The organism is Actimicrobium sp. CCI2.3, assembly GCF_035019065.1.
In the GTDB taxonomy this organism is placed as follows: domain Bacteria; phylum Pseudomonadota; class Gammaproteobacteria; order Burkholderiales; family Burkholderiaceae_D; genus Actimicrobium.
In genome coordinates, this window is sequence record NZ_JASJWR010000015.1 from 14,986 (window position 1) to 35,443 (window position 20,458).

Annotated in this window: 21 protein-coding genes; 8 read left to right on the forward strand and 13 right to left on the reverse strand. The window is 58.6% G+C overall.

Features of this window, described 5'->3' with window-relative positions:
• Positions 1-39: 39 nt before the first annotated feature.
• Entirely contained in the window at positions 40-3,363 is a 3,324-nt protein-coding gene (locus tag QN370_RS10115) for a transglutaminase family protein (RefSeq protein ID WP_322125919.1), read from the forward strand.
• 141 nt (positions 3,364-3,504) lie between these two features.
• Here QN370_RS10115 and QN370_RS10120 read toward each other — a convergent pair whose 3' ends face one another.
• From QN370_RS10120 to QN370_RS10130, 3 genes are all read right to left on the reverse strand, one after another.
• Positions 3,505-4,998 carry a methyl-accepting chemotaxis protein gene (locus tag QN370_RS10120; protein WP_322125920.1) on the reverse strand — a complete coding sequence of 498 codons (1,494 nt, stop codon included), beginning with the start codon at positions 4,996-4,998 and terminating at the stop codon, positions 3,505-3,507.
• A gap of 329 nt (positions 4,999-5,327) precedes the next feature.
• Entirely contained in the window at positions 5,328-5,507 is a 180-nt protein-coding gene (locus tag QN370_RS10125) for a hypothetical protein (RefSeq protein WP_322125921.1), read from the reverse strand.
• Between the two features lie 50 nt (positions 5,508-5,557).
• On the reverse strand, positions 5,558-5,752 hold the full coding sequence (locus QN370_RS10130; protein WP_322125922.1) for a hypothetical protein: 195 nt from the start codon (positions 5,750-5,752) through the stop codon (positions 5,558-5,560).
• On the opposite strand from QN370_RS10130, the gene QN370_RS10135 reads away from it, so the two are divergent.
• Together QN370_RS10135 and pstS are read left to right on the forward strand one after the other, a co-directional pair.
• The gene (locus tag QN370_RS10135; protein WP_322125923.1) at positions 5,745-6,479 is read left to right on the forward strand and encodes a hypothetical protein; all 735 of its coding nucleotides are present in this window, start codon (positions 5,745-5,747) and stop codon (positions 6,477-6,479) included. The genes QN370_RS10130 and QN370_RS10135 overlap by 8 nt on opposite strands.
• Positions 6,480-6,869: 390 nt before the next feature.
• A complete protein-coding gene (gene pstS / locus QN370_RS10140) occupies positions 6,870-7,988 on the forward strand; it encodes a phosphate ABC transporter substrate-binding protein PstS (RefSeq protein ID WP_322125924.1) in 1,119 nt (372 codons plus the stop codon).
• A gap of 94 nt (positions 7,989-8,082) precedes the next feature.
• Here pstS and QN370_RS10145 read toward each other — a convergent pair whose 3' ends face one another.
• From QN370_RS10145 to QN370_RS10165, 5 genes are all read right to left on the reverse strand, one after another.
• Positions 8,083-8,802, reverse strand: coding sequence for a pseudouridine synthase (locus QN370_RS10145; protein ID WP_322125925.1), 720 nt, complete (start codon positions 8,800-8,802; stop codon positions 8,083-8,085).
• 78 nt (positions 8,803-8,880) lie between these two features.
• On the reverse strand, positions 8,881-9,492 hold the full coding sequence (locus QN370_RS10150) for a choice-of-anchor C family PEP-CTERM protein (protein ID WP_322125926.1): 612 nt from the start codon (positions 9,490-9,492) through the stop codon (positions 8,881-8,883).
• Between the two features lie 317 nt (positions 9,493-9,809).
• Positions 9,810-10,412 carry a choice-of-anchor C family PEP-CTERM protein gene (locus QN370_RS10155; RefSeq protein WP_322125927.1) on the reverse strand — a complete coding sequence of 201 codons (603 nt, stop codon included), beginning with the start codon at positions 10,410-10,412 and terminating at the stop codon, positions 9,810-9,812.
• Positions 10,413-10,585: 173 nt separating this feature from the next.
• Positions 10,586-10,774, reverse strand: a complete 189-nt coding sequence (locus QN370_RS10160) for a DUF1653 domain-containing protein (RefSeq protein WP_322125928.1) — start codon at positions 10,772-10,774, stop codon at positions 10,586-10,588.
• A gap of 25 nt (positions 10,775-10,799) precedes the next feature.
• Entirely contained in the window at positions 10,800-11,219 is a 420-nt protein-coding gene (locus tag QN370_RS10165; protein ID WP_322125929.1) for a flagellar basal body-associated FliL family protein, read from the reverse strand.
• Between the two features lie 242 nt (positions 11,220-11,461).
• On the opposite strand from QN370_RS10165, the gene QN370_RS10170 reads away from it, so the two are divergent.
• The 5 genes from QN370_RS10170 to QN370_RS10190 all read left to right on the forward strand — a co-directional run bounded on the left by QN370_RS10170 (position 11,462) and on the right by QN370_RS10190 (position 16,650).
• A complete protein-coding gene (locus QN370_RS10170) occupies positions 11,462-11,641 on the forward strand; it encodes a CsbD family protein (RefSeq protein WP_322125930.1) in 180 nt (59 codons plus the stop codon).
• A gap of 137 nt (positions 11,642-11,778) precedes the next feature.
• Entirely contained in the window at positions 11,779-13,701 is a 1,923-nt protein-coding gene (locus QN370_RS10175; protein WP_322125931.1) for an AsmA family protein, read from the forward strand.
• Positions 13,702-13,745: 44 nt separating this feature from the next.
• The gene (locus QN370_RS10180) at positions 13,746-15,275 is read left to right on the forward strand and encodes a phospholipase D family protein (RefSeq protein WP_322125932.1); all 1,530 of its coding nucleotides are present in this window, start codon (positions 13,746-13,748) and stop codon (positions 15,273-15,275) included.
• Positions 15,276-15,340: 65 nt separating this feature from the next.
• Positions 15,341-15,964, forward strand: a complete 624-nt coding sequence (locus tag QN370_RS10185; RefSeq protein ID WP_322125933.1) for a glutathione S-transferase — start codon at positions 15,341-15,343, stop codon at positions 15,962-15,964.
• A gap of 2 nt (positions 15,965-15,966) precedes the next feature.
• Positions 15,967-16,650, forward strand: a complete 684-nt coding sequence (locus QN370_RS10190; protein WP_322125934.1) for a cupin domain-containing protein — start codon at positions 15,967-15,969, stop codon at positions 16,648-16,650.
• Here the strand turns inward: QN370_RS10190 and QN370_RS10195 are convergent.
• From QN370_RS10195 to QN370_RS10215, 5 genes are all read right to left on the reverse strand, one after another.
• Positions 16,631-17,566, reverse strand: a complete 936-nt coding sequence (locus QN370_RS10195; RefSeq protein ID WP_322125935.1) for a sensor domain-containing diguanylate cyclase — start codon at positions 17,564-17,566, stop codon at positions 16,631-16,633. The genes QN370_RS10190 and QN370_RS10195 overlap by 20 nt on opposite strands.
• Before the next feature lie 212 nt (positions 17,567-17,778).
• Positions 17,779-18,123: a hypothetical protein gene (locus tag QN370_RS10200; protein ID WP_322125936.1), complete on the reverse strand. Its 345-nt coding sequence runs from the start codon at positions 18,121-18,123 to the stop codon at positions 17,779-17,781.
• A 70-nt stretch (positions 18,124-18,193) separates the two neighbouring features.
• Complete coding sequence (locus tag QN370_RS10205) at positions 18,194-19,732, reverse strand: class I adenylate-forming enzyme family protein (RefSeq protein ID WP_322125937.1); 1,539 nt, start codon at positions 19,730-19,732, stop codon at positions 18,194-18,196.
• A gap of 162 nt (positions 19,733-19,894) precedes the next feature.
• Positions 19,895-20,077, reverse strand: coding sequence for a hypothetical protein (locus QN370_RS10210; RefSeq protein ID WP_322125938.1), 183 nt, complete (start codon positions 20,075-20,077; stop codon positions 19,895-19,897).
• Positions 20,078-20,125: 48 nt separating this feature from the next.
• Positions 20,126-20,458 carry a hypothetical protein gene (locus QN370_RS10215; RefSeq protein WP_322125939.1) on the reverse strand — a complete coding sequence of 111 codons (333 nt, stop codon included), beginning with the start codon at positions 20,456-20,458 and terminating at the stop codon, positions 20,126-20,128.

A 20,458-nucleotide genomic window follows, 5' to 3' on the forward strand; every position in this document is an offset into this window, starting at 1 on the left:
ACCGATCTCTCCCCAGCCCTCTCATCGAAAGGTTTCACCATGGCGATTCGAGTCGCATTGCATCACAAGACCAGTTACCGCTACGATCGTCTCGTGAGTTTGTCGCCGCATGAGGTCAGGCTGCGTCCCGCCGCCCATGCGCGCACGCCGATCCTGTCGTACTCGCTCAATATCCTGCCAGATGAACATTTCCTGAACTGGCAGCAAGACCCGTACGGCAATTACATTGCCCGTGTGGTATTCCCGGAGCGCACCGCTGAACTGTCGTTCACGGTCGATCTGGTGGCAGACATGACCGTAATCAATCCGTTCGACTTTTTTGTCGAGCAGTATGCGGAAAGTTTTCCGTTCGATTACACCGAGCAGCTCAGCTTCGAGCTTGGTGCCTACCTGAAGATCGATGAGGCCGGTCCGCTGTTGCTGGCCTGGGTGGCGGAAGCCCGCCGCGCACTGGCCGCCAAGCCGATCGGGATTGCCGATTTTCTGGTTGCCTTGAATCAGCGTCTGCAAGGCGATATCGGCTACCTGGTACGGATGGAGCCGGGCGTGCAATTACCCGAAGATACGCTGACATTGCGCTCGGGCTCGTGTCGTGACAGTGGCTGGCTGCTGGTGCAGATACTGCGCCATCTCGGACTGGCCGCGCGCTTTGTCTCCGGCTACCTGATTCAGTTGACTGCTGACGTCAAATCGCTCGATGGTCCAAGCGGCACCGCAGTCGACTTCACCGATCTGCATGCGTGGGCCGAAGTGTATGTGCCGGGTGCTGGCTGGATCGGGCTGGATCCGACCTCCGGCATGCTTACCGGCGAGGGGCACATCCCGCTGGCTTGCACGGCCGTGCCGTCATCGGCCGCACCAGTGACCGGCCTGGCCGATTGGGCCAATGTCGAGTTCGACCATGTGATGACGATTACCCGCATTCACGAAGATCCGCGTGTCACCAAGCCCTACAGCGAAGCCGACTGGCAGCGCATCGACAAGCTTGGTGCCAAGGTGGATGCCGACCTGAAGAAGCAGGACGTTCGCCTCACGCAAGGGGGCGAACCGACGTTCGTCTCGATCGACGACATGGATGGTCCCGAGTGGAACACGCTGGCCCATGGCGACCACAAGCGCGCACTCGCCGGTGACCTGTCCCGGCGTCTGAAAAAACAGTTTGCTCCCGACGGCATGCTGCATTACGGGCAGGGTAAATGGTATCCGGGCGAGCCCTTGCCGCGCTGGGCGCTGAACCTGTTCTGGCGTATCGATGGTCAGCCGATCTGGCGCAATCAGGCGCTGTTCGCGACCGAAGACCACGACGATGGCTACACCGCCACCGAAGCCGGTACCTTCGCCCACGCACTGGCCGAGCGCCTTGCGCTGCATCCCGCTGCGCTGATTCCTGCCTACGAAGACGTCTGGCAGCAAGCCCAGTTTGAACAGCGCTTGCCGGACAATCTTGACCCGCTCAAGGCCGACCTGAAAGCACCGGAAGGACGTCGCCGGTTGGCCCGTCTGCTCGAAGAGGGCCTCGGTGAAATCGTCGGTTACGTGCTGCCGCTGGCACCGGCCAAGCAGGCCGGCCGCAAGCCGCGCGGCAAGGCGTTGACGGCCAGTACCGCTGCCTGGCTGACCAGCAAATGGCCGCTCAGACGCGAACACTTGTATCTGATCGGTGGCGAGTCACCGCTCGGCCTGCGTCTGCCGCTCGACACCTTGCCGTGGGAATTGCCCGACGAGATGGAGCCGGAATTCGATGTCGATCCGTTTGATGCCCGTGCCGATCTCGATAGCGCACCGGTTGTCGGTCACGCTGCCGTCAAGGTCAAACCGAAAGACAAGCCTTTACCGCGAGAAGTCATCCACACCGCGTTGTGCGTGCAGGTACGTACTGGCCGGTTGCATGTGTTCATGCCGCCGGTCAAGCGCATCGAAGACTATCTGGCGCTGGTCGCCATCGTCGAAGATACCGCCGCGCAGCTCGACATGCGGCTCTGGCTCGAAGGCTACACGCCGCCGCGTGACCCCCGCGTGAAGATGCTCAGTGTGACGCCAGATCCGGGCGTCATCGAAGTCAATATCGATCCATCGTCAAGCTGGAAGGAACTTGTCCACAAGACCACGATTCTGTATGCCGAAGCGCGCCAAAGCCGGCTCGGTACCGAAAAATTCATGCTCGATGGCCGTCACACGGGTACCGGCGGCGGTAACCACGCCACGCTCGGTGGTGCGACAGTCGAAGACAGCCCGATGCTGCGCCGTCCCGACGTGCTCAAAAGCTTGATCACTTATTGGCAAAACCATCCGGCGCTGTCCTACCTGTTCTCCGGGACGTTCATTGGCCCGACCAGTCAGGCGCCACGCATTGATGAAGCGCGGGACGACAATCTCTATGAGCTGGCCATCGCGTTCCAGCAAATGGAGAAGGTCTTGCCGACCACTGCCGAGAGCGATCGCCCGTGGCTGGTTGACCGCTTGCTGCGCAATTTGCTGGTCGATTTGACCGGCAACACGCACCGTTCGGAATTCTCGATCGACAAGTTGTACTCGCCGGATGGCCCGACCGGTCGGCTCGGACTGGTCGAATTCCGCGCCTTCGAAATGCCGCCGCACGAACGCATGAGCCTGCTGCAAATGCTGCTGTTGCGTGCGCTGGTGGCGCGTTTCTGGCGCGAGCCCTACCAGGGAAAACTGATTCACTGGGGCACGCAATTGCATGACCGCTGGATGTTGCCGCACTTCGTAGCCCAGGATATTCGCGACGTGGTGCAGGACTTGCGCGCCTCTGGCTATGCGTTTGAAGAGCGCTGGTTCGATCCGTTCGTCGAATTCCGTTTCCCGCGCTACGGCACGGTCGCATACCACGGCATCGAGCTCGAGTTGCGGCAAGCCATCGAGCCATGGAATGTGCTCGGCGAAGAAGTCAGCAGTGGCAGCACCGCGCGCTATGTCGACTCGTCGGTCGAGCGGATGCAGTTGCGGGTGCGCGGCATGGTCGATGGCCGGCATGTCGTGACCTGCAACGGCCGGCCGCTGCCGCTGTCAGCGACGGGTGTGCCAGGCGAATATGTGGCGGGTATCCGTTTCCGCGCATGGAGCCCGTGGTCGGCGCTGCATCCGTCGATAGGCGTGCAGGCTCCGCTGGTGTTTGACCTCGTCGATACCTGGAGCAGCCGTTCGATCGGTGGTTGCCAGTACCACGTCGTGCATCCGGGTGGCCGCAATTACGAAGGCTTTCCGGTCAACGGCAACGAAGCGGAAGCACGACGTTTTGCGCGCTTTGTCGGACACGGTCACACGCCAGGACCGATGACCGTGACGCCGGAACCGCTCAATCCGGCCTTCCCGTTCACGCTGGATTTGCGCTGGCAGTCATGATCAGGTCGGCTGCCTGGGCTTGTTAAGCCAAGCGGAGCAAGGATGCGCCACCCGGGACAGGCATGAAGCCGTCAGTTCCGGGTGACGCAGGGTGGTCTCGTTCACTGTGCTTTTGAAATACCTCGCCCTTGACGGCAATTTCTAGCGCAATAAACCGCGAACAGCCGCAGCGCTCCGTGTCTGCGCCAGCTGTGGCCGTAGCAATGGCTGTGCTTGTTCATCGAGCCTGAAGATGCTGACCACCTCGACCAAACTGGCGGCTTGCTGTTGCAGGATTTCGGATGCCGCTGCGGACTCTTCGACTAATGCGGCATTCTGTTGGGTCACCTGATCCATCTGGCCGATGGCCTGATTGACTTGCTCGATGCTGAGACTCTGTTCCTGACTGGCGGTGCTGATGTCGATCATGATCGTATTGACCTTCTGGATACTGGTCACAATGTCGGTCATGGTGGTACCTGCTTCGCTGGCCAGCGTGCTACCAGCGTCGATACTGGTGACCGACTCATTAATCAGTGACGAAATATCTTTTGCGGCCGCAGCGGAGCGCTGAGCGAGGTTGCGCACTTCGGCCGCAACCACGGCAAATCCACGGCCCTGTTCTCCCGCACGGGCTGCTTCTACTGCGGCATTCAATGCCAGGATATTGGTCTGGAAAGCGATGCTGTCGACCACACTGGTGATGTCCGAGATCTTGCGCGACGAGGCCGAAATCGATTGCATCGTCAGTACCACCCGACTGACCACTTCGCCGCCTTTGACGGCAATCGCTGACGAGTCCAGTGCCATCTGGTTGGCTTCTCTGGCACGCTCGACATTCTGCTTGACGGTCGTTGTCATGTTGAGCATCGAGGTAGCTGTTTGACTCAGCGCGCTGGCTTGATGCTCGGTACGGGCAGACAGGTCGATGATGCCGGTAGCGATTTCACGCGACGCCACTGCCATGGTGTCAATGCCGCTGCGCACGCTGGTGACCGCGTTATGCAGAATCGCGACGGCACCCTGCAGTGCCAGACCGCTGTCGCTCTTCGCTGCAATTTTTTCGGCACTCAGGTTGATGACGCCGCTAGCTTTTCCTGTCAGCGCTTCGACGCTGACGTTCAGTTCGGCGCTCTGCACGGCGTCCTTGTGCAGCATGACGGCCAGATACGCCAGCACACCGGATTCGACCACGACATAAGCAGCATGCGTTATCACCTTTCCCAGACCCGGATCGGTGAAGCACAGCACGCCGTAGCCCCATTGTTGCAAGTAATTAAAGCTCAAGTGGTGGACAGCGATGACCACGGCAGCCACCAAAATTACCGCCCAGTCGCGGTAGCACAGCAATACGGCCAGCAGCACAAAAATGCCAAAGTGGAGTTCGGTCATGCCTGCAGCTTGATGAATATGTAGTGCGGAAAATATCATCAGCGCAGCAGCAACGACGAGGCGTGTCATCAAGCTACCACCAGCAGCAAGGATTAGCGCAGTCGGTATCAGCACGGCCGGCAAACCGATCAGTAAGGCCCAGATCAGCGTGTCATGCATCCCTGACAGCCCCAGACTCATGACGAAAAGACCCCACAACACGCACAGCATCAAGCGGTCTGCCTGAACGTAATTTTTATTAAGAAAGGTGCTGATGTCAGACATGGGCGGATTCCTCAGCGTTGTCGATAAGAATGAGTGTTTGGATTGAAATGCCAAAGACATACTATTACATTACTAAAATACTCAAAGACAACAGTTCATCGAAGGTAATTTCTTTATATTGAGCGCCATTCTAGTGGGTCAAAAATTGACTTGACAGCAAAAACGAGCAGCAACTGAACGTTTTCTTTTGCCCCGCACGCAGGAAGAAATAGCCATCTGCCGAGCAAGCCTGCAGCACCGATGGCATCGAAAAATGCACGCGAAGTAAAAAGCCAGATCGATGATCTGGCTTTTTTTATTACAAGTAGTCGGGAGTCGGGGTGGCTCAATCAGCGCAACCCGACGACCGACTCGTTGATCAGGGCCGAGATGTTCTTGGCCGCGGCTGCCGAGCGCTGGGCGAGGTTGCGCACGTCGGCGCTCTGGATGGCATCGCCCTGCAGTACGACCGCGATGAAGATCAGTACCCCGGTTTCGACGACGACATACGCGGCATGCGAGATCACCATGCCCAGGCTCCGTAAAACAACTGACACCGTAGCCTTATTGCTGCAAATAGTTAAAACTCAGGTGGTGCAGGGCGATGACTACGGCCGCGACCAGAATCACCGATCACGAAAAATTGTTTATCAAAAGCAATCTCGCTGGCGAGAATAATAAGCGGGAATTGACTGCAAAGTGACAAGCCCGCGGCGACTGCCGTCATTTCGACTACCGTCATGTACGCTGGCGGCAAGTCGGAGTGCATGGTCATCGCTATTGGCCGGCGCGTTGCAGAACCTAATTATCAAGAGCAAGTGTGTCGTGCCGCGCTGTGCACAATGGAATTATTGATTGCAGGAGTTCACTCATCATCATTACAACTTGTTGCGGGTGGAGTCATGACTTTTTTTGCGCGTTTTAATGGACAGATCCGGTCATTATTCAGAGGGGTGGCCACAGAATCTGCAGGAAAAAAAAGTGACAGGTCGCCGTTGAAAGACCATCGCGCCGAAGCGGTACGCGAGGAAAAATATCGTGGCAGTGATGCGTCAGGTGAGTGTGGCGTGCGTGATTCGGCGATCCGCAACAGGTTGCTCGGACAGACCGGTATCGAAGGGGAAAGACGGTTAGCAAGTCCTTCCAGAGGTGCGCAAAGTGGCAGGGCGGCTGGAAAATCCGACGACACCGTCGGGGCAATTTTTCACTCGCTGATTAGCGCACAGAATGTACTTGGTACCGAGGCGCTGTCACTGCGAATGGATGAATTGGAAAACCGGTCCGATCCGGCCAAGCGAGCCAGACTCCTCGCCAATCGGAAACAGCAGGCCCGAAACATGGCAGTTCTTGACGGTTTGATTCTTGTTGGACAACAAAAAATTGAGAAGCTCAATTCTATTCAGGCGAGCGGTCGCCCTCTCAGTGTTCAGCAAGATGTGGAGCTTGCTGACCATAGACGCCTTGTCATCGAGATGCGGATGATGCGATGCACCCCGCATTAAAGCGCTGTCCGGTGGTTGTCAACGACGCTGTAGCAAACCGCTGATAGCAGTGCCGTTTCGTCATGCAACGGCGCATCCGGGTAGTAGCAGCACTACCAGTTCGGGCGTGGCCGGTCCTGGTTTGGTCGTGACATCCCCTTTCGTGAGGTGTGACTTCGGCGACGATCGCGGACGGATGAACTGGCTATGGCCCGATATCAACAGCAGGTCGGGGGCTCGAAAGATTTATATCGCATAACCAATTATTTCTTTGCGTCTACTATTGGTTTAGCCTAGCATGAATTACTAAAGCGCCAGGTGGTCGGCTTCCCGGCGGACATTCGTCACAAACCTGCGCTTCTATCAGAGCGTTATTTCGCGTGAGATTTTGCTGAATATGCTAGGAAAATCATGAAAAACCTACTTCGTTTGCTGGTCATCATCCTGTGCATGATGAGGACAGGCTCCACGATGGCCCAAGGGCAACAAGCCGAAGTGCGCGGTGCCGGTTCGACTTTTGCGGCCGGTGCCTACACTTCGTGGGGGAGTATTTATAGTAAGGAAAAAGGGGTGACAGTCAATTACCGTGCCACCAGTTCGGGCGATGGCATCAAACAGATACTTGCCCATGCAGTCGATTTTGGAGCGACTGATTTCGCGCTGTCTCCTGCAGATCTCAAGAAAAACGACCTGATCCAGATTCCTACTCTGGTCAGTGGTGTCGTTCCCGTCCTTAATTTAAGCGGCGTCAAAGCCGGTCAGCTGAAATTGACAGGGCCGTTGCTGGCGGCGATTTTTTCACGTCGCATCAGCAATTGGAATGACCGTGAAATCCAGCTTCTTAATCCAGCCATCAAATTGCCTGACGTACCAATCCGATGCATTGTCCGCTCCGACGAGTCCGGCACTACGGCAGGTTTCACCGATTATCTCAGCAAGGCCGATACCGATTGGGCGTTACGGTTTGGTACTGGCTTGCGAGTCAACTGGCCGGCCGGTGTGGTGCCGGCCAAGGGTAACGATGGCATGGCCACCACGGTGAGTGAAACCGCCGGCGCGATCGGCTATGTGGCGGCCAACCAAGCGGCCAAAAAAAAATTGGTGTACTCACTGTTGCAGAACCGTAGCAAAAATTATGTCGCCCCTACCGAAGAAACGCTGCTGGCAGCAGTCAAGTCGAGCCCCGCCCCACGTGATGGCGAAGCGCTGAATTTCGTTGATATGCCGGCTAGTAACGCCTGGCCGATCACCGACGCGACCTATGTACTCATCGAGCGCACACCTAAAAACTCGGCGCGGGTTGCCGGCGTATTGCGATTCTTTTACTGGTCATTCTTGCGCGGCGATAACATGGCCAGCGAGACAGGTTACGTGCCGTTGCCGGCGATGGTTCAGGCTCGCGCTGTCGGCAAATTAGGCCAAGTGCGCGACGCACAGGGGCATCCGCTGGATTTCATGAGCAGTGTTTGGAATACCACTCTGGTTCGCGCAAGCGGCAGTCCAGTCATCTCGGGAAAATTGGGCGGCTGAGAGGCGGTAAGACTCTCCCGCAGTATTATTTTTCCGTTGCTAGTGGTGCGCTACCAGGGCGGGCTCCCGGCACTGGTGAAGATGGACGTGCCAATCAGTCACCCGCGACCAGCAATCCGAGTTCCTCCGCGTCCAGATAACACCATTCCCCTTCTTCCAGTCCCAATCCTTCCAGCGTCAACTGGCCGATCGCCACGCGCTGCAGCGCCGCACAATGATTACCGGCAGCGGCCAGCATGCGCTTGACCTGGTGATATTTGCCTTGTTCGAGCACGATCTCGATGCGGTGGCTGTCGACCATGCTGCAACGAACGGCAGCCAGCGGTGCCGGCTCATCGTGCAATTGCACACCGGCCAGCAACAGTGCCACCAGCTCCGGCGTGACCGGTTCGGCGGTGGTCGCGACATACACTTTCGGGATATGGGATTTCGGTGACGATTGCGCATGGATGAACGGGCCGTGATCCGACATCAGCAGCAGGCCGGTAGTGTCGTGGTCGAGCCGGCCGACGGGTTGTACATCGCGCCAGGTAAAGTTTTCCGGCAGGATGCTCAGCACGCCGGGATGATGGCTGGGCTTGCGCGAGCACTCGAAATTGGGTGGTTTGTGCAGCGCCACGAAGACGTGTTCGTGGAAATCCCAGTCTTCGTCGAACAGGCGGAAGGTCAGGCCATCGGTATCGAACGTGGTGCGGTAGTCGGTTACGACGGTGCCGGCGACAGACACTTCGCCATCGTCGATCAGTTGGCGGCACCATTTTCGGGTGCCGAATCCCTGCGATTGCAGGAGTCGGTCGAGCGTCAGTTTTTTCATGGCGGGACTGTAGCAGAAGCCCGAAAATCAAGGCGAAAAAAAACCCGTCCGCAGACGGGCCGGGCGGGACGCAGTAACTTAACCTTGCTTGCGACGACGTGCCATGAAGCCCATCAAGCCGAGGCCACCGAGCATCAGTGCGTAGGTCGATGGCTCTGGTACGGCCGAGACCGAGACGTTGTCGAGGACGGCACCGCCGTAACCGCTAGCGGCACTAGTAAACGACAGCGTCGTTGATGTAGTGAGCGCCTGGAATTGCTGAGTAAAAGAGGTGTAAGTCGGGAACGTACCTGAGAATACGGGGCCTTGCTGAACACCGTTGACTGCCACAGTCATTGTTGGAGCTTGGTTGCTGTTTTGTGAAAGATCAAAACTCAGCGAGTAGAAACCGCCTGCAGTGGTGGCAAATGTCTGGGACAGCGAACCAGGACCAGGCGTACCCAACATGTCGATGCTGTTGCCGGAAATGGCACCATATTGGTTATTGTTGATGACGTCGACGGAGGTGCCGCCAATGGTCCAGCCTGTCAGTGTCGAAGCTCCTGCACCGAGTGTCGTAAAGCCGGTGAATGGGCTTCCGGTAAATGCTTCAAAGTCACCATTGGAAATCAGGTTTGGTGCTGCATGGGCGCTACCAAACGCGGCAACAGCGGCGAAGGTGCCGGCTTGGATCAGTTGGGATAATTTCATGGGAAACTCCAATAAATTTTAAACGAGGAAAATTCAGGGGGGCTGTCCCATCAAATAAGGAACTTAAGCCTTTGTTGTAACGCAGGCTGATAATAGTCGAGCATTAATTCAACGACAACATTGTTTGATGTTAAAAATGTCAACGATTGTTAATAAATTGTCTACTGGAAACAATTGCTTTAAACCAATTCGCCGCAACCGAACGCGGGCAAAAATGCTTCGATTTCCCACCATCACCGCTGGTCGAATTGCTGCCAGTATCGATGTCAAGGCGAAAAAAAACCCGTCCGCAGAGGGGCCGGGCGGTACGCAGTCGCTTAACCTTGCTTGCGGCGGCGTGCCATGAAGCCCATCAGGCCGAGACCACCGAGCATCAGTGCATAGGTTGATGGCTCCGGTACGGCCGAGACGGAGACGTTGTCGAGGACGGCACCGGAGTATCCGGCTACCGCGCTGTTAAAGGTCAGTGTGGTCGAGTCGGTGAGAGCCGCGAACGATTGCGTGTAACGCGTCGTTATACCTGTCCCAGAGTACGCAAAAGTATTGCCCGCGACATTGACGGTCATCGATGAATCGGCCGAGCCGCCCGGATTGCGCGACAGGTCGAAGACCAGCGAGTACAAGCTGCCAGCCGTGGTGGCAAATTGCTGTGACAGTGTGCCAGGACCCGGGGTGCCCAGCACGTCGATACTGTTGCCCAGGATCGCGCCATAGTTGCCGTTGATGACATCAATTGATGTGCCACCAATGGTCCAGCCAGTGAGCGACTTGTCACCCGCCAGGACTGTCACGAAGGGGGTGCTGAACGGGGCAAAGGTTTCAAAATCGCCGTTGATAATCAGTTCAGATGCGGCGTTGGCGCTACCAAAAACAGCAATGGTGGAGAAGGCGCCAGCTTGGATAAGTCGGGACAATTTCATGAGAAACTCCGATCAATTTCAAACGGGAAAGTTCAGGAGGCTGTCCCAACAAATGTGGAACTTAAGCCTTAACATTATTGCAACTTGATAGTAGGCTGATAATAATTAAATAGATACAATTTAAATACCAGTAATGTCAGGTGTTGTTAATAAGTTAATTAAAGATAAGGAGCCTATTCTGTCGGAGCAAAACGTCGTACCCAAACACCCGCGACCTCGACTAGTTCGTTGAACACGGCTGCCGGTCTGACCCACAGCGAGCCGTCAGGCGCACGGTAGACAATCATTGGCGTCAGGTCCGATTCCAGCGTCGCGGGACCAACCAGTTCGTAAACGCCGCCTTTGTAATGTCGATAGTGCATGGCACATCTCCTGAAATGAAGGACGTCAGACGCCGGTTTGCAGCAGGAAATCCGTCAGTAGAATTTGTTCAACCTTGTCGGTCTTCATCTCCCTGTTGACGGCTGCAGTCAGGGCAACCTGCAAGGCGGCCAGGCCACCTGGAAGATGTACTTGCTGGGCATCGAGCGAACGCAGCGTCGTTTCGATGACTGCGCGAATGGCGGGTTGGTTCTTGCTGGCCCACCCGGCATTTTCAGCACTGGTTTCCAGCGCCATGGTGGTGCCTACCGAATACTCATCGGTACTTACGACCATCGGTCCGACCACCGTGTAGTTCTGGCGCAGGACGATCCTGGCTTGCTCGTGCCGATAGAACCAGACGGCGGCAAAGGATGCCACCAGAAAGAAAATGATCAGCCCGATGGCGATGAGGGTAACTTTGTCGCGGGACTTGGGAGTGGCCATAAGTGTAGTCAGAAAGTGATGCGCGTATCGGAAAGACAGCCGCAAATCAGCGCCGAGTGTAGCGCACGCCCGGGGACGCTAGTGCACTGGTACGGTATCGGTTCGCGTCGCGTCGAGCTAACGCAGTATGTGGGGCAACGTACAGATTGGTTTTAATGCGTCCCGTATTGTTGTAATCGCAGATGCGACGCTGCAAACGCAGCTGTGCAAACTGTCTTTTTACCCATTTCAGGAGAATTCGCATGAACAAAAATCAAGTGACTGGTGAAATCAAAGACATAGCAGGCAAGCTTCAGGAAGAAGCGGGCAAGCTGGTCGGCAACAAGGAACAGCAAGCGAAGGGACTCGGCAAGCAGGTCGAAGGCAAGGCGCAAAAAGGCCTTGGCGATGCCGAAGAATTCATCAAGGACAAGACCAAGTAACTCTCATCGGCTAGCTCGGTGACCACTCCGAGTGCCCGCCCTGCGCGCTAAGCGCCGGGCGGGCACTTGCTATTTGACATGCATCATTCTTGTCGGCTCGGGTAGACTCGGCCATTCCTTTGCAACGAAAAACATTCATGCGCTTACCTGGAATCTCTGCCGACATTCCCCGCTACGCGGTTATCTGTGCGCTTCTTGTGCTGTTAGTGCTCGGGGGGTGGACGTTCGCCTCGCAGGTGGTGTTCGATCAGTCGCGCTGGATTCACTGGCTGGAGCAGCGCGCCACGGTGGCGTTGGGGCGCACCGTGCACATTGGCGCGCTATCTGTCCATGCGCTGCCGCTACCCGGGATCGACGTGTATCGCGTGCAGGTCGCCAATCCGGCTGGAGCGCAAGCGGCAATGTTGTTGCAGGCCGAGCAGGTCTCGATCCAACTGGCGCTGTGGCCGCTGCTGATCGGGCAGGTACAGTTGTCCGCACTGACGGTGCAAGGTGCGCATCTGGAGCTCGAGCAAAGTCATGCCGGCGCGGCCAGTTGGAGTGCCGCGTCGCTGGACCTGGACCAGCTGACCGCAGTCGAGGTGCGTCAGTCCAGCGTGCGTTATCGTCGCCCGCAATTCGACAGCGGCATCACGCACATCACGAATCTGAGCGTGCACAGCAAACCGGGCTGGCGTGAGATCGAGGTCGAGGCGCTGTTGCGCCGCGAAACGCGTGAGCTGATCGCCAGTGCGCGGCTCGACGAGCTGTCGGTACTACCCAGCGGCAGCATCACGCTCAGTACCGGATCGGCGCGCGTGACAATGGCAGGCCGTTTGCCGCTGCAGGCGGTGCTGACCAATGCCGCTGTCAAGTTACAGATTGATGCCCAGCGACCCACTGATTTACTGGCGTTCATCCATAGCGATGCGGACCTGCGCACCATTGCGCCGTTCTCGCTGCACGCCGACCTGCGCGAAGCGGGCGGCAAACTGAGTGCCAGCGCAATCGATGCTCGCCTCGGCAATCTGCATGTGACAGGCACTGCCCAACTTGATCCCGGCGGCAGCCGGCCGACCGTCAATGCACAGTTGTCGGCACCGCGGCTGGACTGGGTGGAACTGCTGGCTGATGCCGGGCGTACGCCATTTCCGCCAAAACCTGCCGGTGAGCTGTTCCGGAAGCAACCATTCGCCTGGCGTGCGCTGGCGGCAATGCAGGGCATGCAGGGCAGCGTCGCTCTGCGGATTGGTAGTGTGAGGACCCGGCCGGGCATCGAGTTGACCGATGTCAGCAGCAACTTGCTGATCGATGGCGACCGGCTGCAGCTCAGCGAGTTCAAGGCCGGCCTGCTCGGTGGCAAAGCCAGTGGCGACCTTAAATTGACGGCAACCGGCAAGCAGGCACACATGGTGCTGCATCTGGAAGACGTCTCGCTGCAAAAATGGCTGGTCGCCACCAGTGGCAGTGCGCCACTGACAGGCGGCCAGATGCAGATCGATGCACGGGTAGATGCCCATGGTGACAACATGAAAGAGATGGCGGCATCACTGACCGGCCCGGTCCGCATCCGGCTCGGGCCAGCCACGATCACCAGCCGCTCCGGTGCGACCGCCGAAGCATTGCTGACCGGTCTGATGCCGATTTTGTCGACCCGTAACGCCGACGGAATCGCGCTGGAATGCGCCGCTGCCAAGCTGGCATTCGTTGATGGCCGAGCTGTGGCCAGCCCGCTGGTCGGTGTACGCAGCCAGGCCAGCCAGCTGCTGACCAGTGGCATCGTCGACCTGCGCGAAGAAACACTCGACCTCAGTGGTCGCGTGCGGGCCCGTTCCGGTATCGCACTCGGTCTGGCGACACTGAGCGGTGACGTCCGCATCGCCGGTTCGCTGGTCAATCCGCTGGTCCGGCTTGATCCGACCGGCTCGCCGTCGGCGTTGCTGCGTCTCGGTGCGGCGATTGCCACGGGCGGTCTCAGTATTGTTGGCACTGCATTGTGGGATGGTGCCAATCCGGGCACCGATCCTTGCCAGGCGGTATTGCGTGATGCGGTTCACCGCACCGACCACGCTGCGTCTTGACCGGCGATACGGATACCTTTTCAAACTTCACCTTTCGACCGACGATGAAAAATTTTCTGCTACTGATTACTTTTACGTTGATACAGTGCGGTTGCGCCACATTGCCCGAACAGGTCCGCAGGCCAGCGTCGGTGGCCTTGACCACGCCACAGGACACCCGGCTCGGACGTGTCGTGCGCGACTCCATGCCGGCGGGTGCACAGTCCGGTTTCCGATTGCTGCCGAGCGGCAATTTCGCTTTTGATACCCGCATCGCGCTGGCGCGCCGCGCCGAGCGCACGCTCGATGTGCAGTATTACCTGTTTCATGGCGATGAAAGCGGCCGCGCGATCGGGCGCGAATTGCTGGCCGCGGCGTTACGTGGCGTGCGTGTGCGCATACTGCTCGACGATATCGCGACCCAGGGGCAGGACGAGTTGCTGGCCCGGCTGTCGACCCATCCGAACTTTGAAGTGCGCGTATTTAATCCGTTTGCCGGCGGGCGCTCGTCGATTTTTACGCGTGTGGTGGCGTCACTGGGCGATCTTGATCGGGTCAATCACCGCATGCACAACAAGCTGTTCGTGGCCGACAACGCAATGGCGATCACCGGTGGTCGCAACATCGGCAACGAATATTTCATGCAGAGTACGACCAGCAATTTCATCGATCTGGATGTGTTTGCCGTTGGTGCTGTCGTGGCACCGCTATCGGCAGTCTTCGACGAGTTCTGGAACAGCAACTACGCCTACCCGGCAAGCGCCTTTGCCACGTTCCGGCTTGAGGAAGATGCTGCGCCGACAGCGCGCCCTGTCGCCGTCTTGCCGGTGTCTGCGGAGCTGCGTGACCCGCTCGGTCATGCCGCGCTAGCCACCGAAATTGATGCTGGCAAACTGAAACTCGTCTGGGCCAATGCCCGCGTGGTGGCCGACTCGCCGGATAAAGTCGCCGGTCTGACCGAGCGCGGTGTGGACAAGACCGCCGGTGGCCGTATCTTGCGCCTGATGGAAAGTGCGCAATCGGACGTCACGGTGATTTCGCCGTACTTCGTCCCTGGCGAGGTCGGCATGGCGGCGATGCAGCAACTGGCGGCCCGCGGCGTGCGCATGCTGGTGCTGACCAATTCGCTGGCGGCCAACGATTCGGCGCTGGTGCATCTCGGCTACGCACCCTATCGCCGGCCGATGGTGGAGCTGGGCGTGCACTTGTACGAGTTGAGGGCAACCAAAAAACGCAAGCGTCCGGGCCTGTTCGGTTCCTCGAACGCCAGTTTGCATGCGAAGCTGGTGGTGGTTGACCAGCGTCGGGTGTTCATTGGTTCGCTCAATCTGGATGCGCGTTCGATGCGCACCAATACCGAAATGGGACTGCTTATCGACAGCCCGGAACTGGCCGAAGAACTGGATGGCTTGCTCAGGGCAGATCACGACGAAAGCGTCTATCGGTTACGCCTGTCGGCACGCACCGGCGCGCTCGAATGGGTGGCCACCGAGGAGGGTGTCGAAGTGATTTATACCAGCGAACCCGATGTCAGCGGCCTGTTCAAATTCGGTCTCTGGCTGCTCTCGCCGCTGGCTCCGGAGGAACTGCTGTAATCGGTGCTCCTACGTCCGGCGACAGTTCCCTGTAGACTTTGAGTCCCATCCATTGGAGCTCAAAAATGAAAATTTACGATTTCAAAGGGTTCCCGAACCCTGCCCGCGTGCGCATTGCACTGGCCGAAAAAGGATTGACCGATCGCGTTGAATTCATTGCAGTCAATGTCCCGGCTGGCGAGCACAGATTACCTGCCTTCGTGGCTAAAAATCCAGCGGCAGCCGTACCGGTACTCGAGCTTGACGACGGCACCATGATTTCCGAGTGCACAGCGATCACCGAATATCTTGACCATCTTGATGGCGAGCCGACACTTACCGGCAGCAGCCCGAAACAGCGCGCCGTAATCCACATGATGCAGCGCCGCGCAGAAGCCGAACTGATGGACGCAGTTGCCACCTATTTCCATCACGCGACCCCTGGTCTGGGCGCGAAGATCGAGCTGTACCAGAACCGTGAATGGGGCGAAAAAAGCCGTGACCGTGCGCTCGCCGGCATGGCGTACTTTGACCGCTTGCTGGGCAACCAGCCCTATCTCGCCGGCGACGCATTCTCGATGGCGGACATCACTGCCTTCGTTGGCCTGGGCTTTGCTGATTTCGCCAAAATCGCGATTCCGGCTGACCTGGCTAACTTGCACGCCTGGCGTGCGCGCATCGCCGCGCGTCCTGGCGTCAAGGCGTCCTGATCATGATGCAGCTCAATGCCGATTTCAGTCGCCGTGTTGTCGTGCATGCGGCGCGATTGCCGTGGGTTGCGTCGCCGGTGGCCGGTATCGAGCGGCGCATGCTCGACCGCATCGGTGACGAAGTGGCCCGCGCCACGTCGATCGTGCGCTACGCAGCGGGCAGTCAATTTACTCCCCACGTGCACGGCGGTGGCGAGGAATTTCTCGTGCTCGACGGCGTGTTCAGTGATGAGCATGGGGATTGTCCGGCGGGCACCTATGTGCGTAATCCGCCGACGTCCCGGCACACGCCGCATTCCGCTCCAGGCTGCACGATTCTTGTCAAGCTGAGGCAGTTTGATCCGGCTGACCGGACCGAAGTCCGCTTGCCTGCCGGGCACCATGATTTCCAGCCGGCACCGGACCGGGTCGGGGTCACTATTCGGCCGTTATTTGCGGATCAGCATGAAGTCGTGCAGATGGAACGCTGGGCTGCCGGCGCGACGGTAGAGCAGTCTTTTCCGGAGGGTGCCGAATTACTGGTGCTCGAAGGCAGTTTCGAAGAGTGTGGGGACATTTTCGACGTGCAGTCCTGGTTGCGTTTGCCCGCGCCGGCAAGTCTGCAGGCACGGGCTGGTGCGCAGGGATGCACAGTCTGGATCAAGCAAGGGGGAATTCGGCCTGACCTCAGCGCAGCTGATTCTTGATGCGGTAGAGCGCCTTGTCGGCGCGTGCTAACAAAAATTGCGCCGAGGTCACATCGCTCGTGTAGGGCGCTATCCCGACTGATATCCCCAATGTGACCAGGTCGCCGCTTGTCAGGCGGATCGGTTGCCGAACCGTGTCCATGAGCCGATCCGCCAATATCGCGACCGCATCGCTGTCGGCATCGCGCGTGACGATGGCGAATTCATCACCGCCAAGGCGGGCCAGCGTATCGCCCAGACGCACATGGCGCTGCAACCGCCGCGCAACTTCACAGAGTACTTCGTCGCCGGCCGCATGGCCGAATTCATCATTGACACCCTTGAAGCCGTCAAGGTCGAGGCAGAGCAGGCTGAACGGTTGAGCGGTACGCCGCGCGTGGTTCATTTCCGTTGCCATTGCCTGATCAAACTGAGCCCGGTTGGGTAACCCGGTCAGGTAATCTGTCATCGCCAGCTGCTCCAGCACCAATGCCCGGCGACGTGCCTGCATCGCCGTCATGACCAGCCTCGAGCAATCCATCAGGACGTGCTGTTGCGTCTGGCTGAACGCGCGCGGACGGCTATCGATAACCGCGATCGTGCCAAGTGCGAGACCGCTATCATCGACCAGCGGAGCGCCGGCATAAAAGCGTAAGTGCGGATTGTGGCTGACCAGCGGGTTGATGGCAAAGCGTGGGTCAGCCGTCAGGTCTTCGATCACCAGTGGCGCATCGGGCGTCATGATGGCGTGGGCACAAAAAGCGATCTTCCGGTCGAGCTGGGGTACGTCCAGCCCAAGTTTGGATTTGAACCAGAGCCGGTCGCTGTCCATCATGGCAATGACGGCAATCGGCGCATTGAACGCGTGGGCGACGACACGCGTGAGCGCATCGAACTCGATTTCCGGTGGGGTATCGAGAATAGAGAAGGAATCCAAGTGTGCGAGACGTTCTGATTCGTTCACAGGAATGGGGCAAGATGGTTGAGCTAGCATGGTGCTTCTATCCTTTCGTTGGACACGGGTCAGTCAGATGCCCGTGCCTGCTTCGGAGAAGTTGCTCCCCGGAATTTGATCTAATTTTATAGCACAAGTCACTTTTTTTATTTACCGACAATCCTGCGTTGCATTGCGTGATGACAGACGGTTGATCAGCGTCCGCGGTGTCCACTTCGACCTCGATGATTGCCACCTGGACCGCCACGATGAGAGGCACCAGAGCGATGATGGTATCCGCCCCGATAGCCGTGGCTGCGTCGGCTACCGCCGTAATATTGCAATCCGATACCAACGCCGGGCGAACCGAAAGTACTGTACGGGGAGCCGTAGTAATTGCCGTAAGGGTTATTGTTGCTATAGCCGGTCGGCGTTTGGTAATAAGTGCCGCCGGTGCCAACATATCCCGAGGATTGATACGGTACGACGGCGCAGCCGGTGAGTGACAGGGCGAACAGGGCAGCGAGGAGAAATTTCCGTTTTGCTATGAATTTCAGCATGATTGATTTCCAGTAATGTTTCCATTTGGATCATTTTTCATACCTTAGGTTCAACTTTGTTTGCTACAGATCAAATCATGGTTTTGCTGGCGTAGTGATCGCGTAACTCCCGCTTCAGTACTTTGCCGATGGCGCTGCGCGGCAATTCCGACACGCGTTCCACGGCCGCCAGTCGCTGCATCTTGCCGACGCGCGCATTGAGCCACGCCAGCAATTGTTCTGCCGAATCGGTCGCTGCAGCCCGAAGCACCACAAACGCCACCGGTGTCTCGCCCCAGCGTTCCGATGGCACGCCGACGACGGCAACGTCGGCGATGCCCGGATGCTGGCGCAACACGCTTTCGAGATCGCTCGGATAAAGATTGAATCCACCCGAAATGATCATGTCCTTCTTGCGGTCCAGCAGCGTCAGGAAACCCTCCTCGTCGAACCGTCCAAGGTCGCCCGTGCGAATGAAACGGCGGCCATCCGGTGCGAACCATTCGGCTTCGGCAGTCTTTTGTGGCTGACCAAAATAGCCGGTCATCATGGCCGGTGAATGGCCGACCACTTCTCCGGTCTCGCCGCGTGCGATCTCGATACCTTCGTCGTCGATCAGGCGAATATCGTGATCCGGTGCGGGCTGGCCGACCGTGTGCAGCTTGTCCGGGTGCTCGTGTGCAGCCAGCATGCACGTCCCGCCGCCCTCGGTCATGCCGTAGTACTCGACCAGTCCGCCCGGCCAGCGCCGCAGGATATCGGCCTTCAGTGCGGCGGCGAACGGCGCGCTGGTGCAGAACTTCATGTGAAAGGCGCTCAGATCGACCTGGTCGAAACCAGGGTGCGCCATGATGCGCTGATATTGCACCGGCACCAGCATCGTGTGCGTGACGTGATACCGCGCGGCCAATGCCAGATAGGTGGCGACATCGAATTTCGGCATCAGTACGACGCAGCCACCGAGTGCCAGCGACGGCAGGAAGCAGACCAGCGTGGTGTTTGAATACAGCGGCGTGGAGAGCAGCGTGGTTGCCTGCGGTCCGTAACCTGACAGCGTGGCCCGATGCACATGGGACCAGCGCATCGCATTGGACTGGACGATGCCTTTCGGCGTGCCGGTCGTGCCGGACGAATAAATGATGTTGAAGGCCCAGTCCGGTTGCGCGGCAACCGGACTGGGCACGCTGCCGGCCGGTGCCGCCCAGTCGACCAGCCGGTCCAGCGCGATGCGCGGCAGGGTGGCTGGGGTGGCGGCCTGATCCAGCGCAATGCCGGCGTCGGCATCGATGAAAACCAGCTGCGCACCGGCATCCTGCAGCATCGCCGTCAGTGCGTCGGCTCCCGCACTCGGTGCCAGTGGCGCGACCGCAATGCCGGCGCGCAGGCAGCCCAGAAAGACCAGCGCATACTCGATCGAATTGGCAGCACAGAGTGCAACCACCTGACGCGGCGCGATGCCGTCACGCTGCAAGGCCGCAGCAATCCGGTCCATCCAGCCGTCGACGGTAGCGTAATCCAGCGCACGCTCTGCGTCGCGCAAGGCGATCTGTTGCGGTTGCGCGCTCGCGTGATAGCGGATTAGTACCGGGATGGTGTCGAAATCCTGGTCCAGCAATGCGGTGATGGTCATGGAGGTTCTTTCCGTTGGAGTCAGTGACGCAATGGATCGGTCAGCGAGGTGTGCTCGCAAGTACGCTGGCAGATAAGTCGTCCTAACTTAACACGGCCATGAGGGGGCGATGGTGCATCCGTTCGGCCGGTCGCGTGACCGGCCGCTGCGGGTTCTTCGGGTTTAGCGTCCTTCGGGCGGTGCCGGATCGAACTCGCCGAGGTTGTCGCTCGGGTCATCCTTGTCGAGTGAACTCCAGCGCTCGGAATCCGGCTCCAGTTGCTGGCGGGTTTCGAACTCGGCAAGCACTTCGTCGTCGCCATCGAGTTCGAGTTCGTCGGGTGGCGGGGTCTTGGATTTGGGCATGTTGCTACTCCAGGGTGAACGATGCCGCTGGCGTGTGCCCGCAGGTCATCATTTGATGCTGATCGGCGCCGGTGTCGAATGGTCCCCCGCCTGTCCCGGCAATGGCATGGTGGCGGATTCCTGTGCGGGCTCCAGCTTACTCGGATTGGCCTGCGACGGACCGTTTGCATTGCCGCTATCGGCGGCGATCTCCGGCTTCGGCTTGACCGGTTGCGGCGTCATGCTGGCTGGCTGCGGTGGTATTTCCGACACCGGCAGCGCCACCGATCCGGAAGATTTTTTATTGAGTAGTTCTGGTACCTTGTCATTGCTGCAGCCAGCGAGCGCCACGGCGAGCAGGGCTACCAGTACGGCAGGACGTACGACGGCGGTGATGTTCAT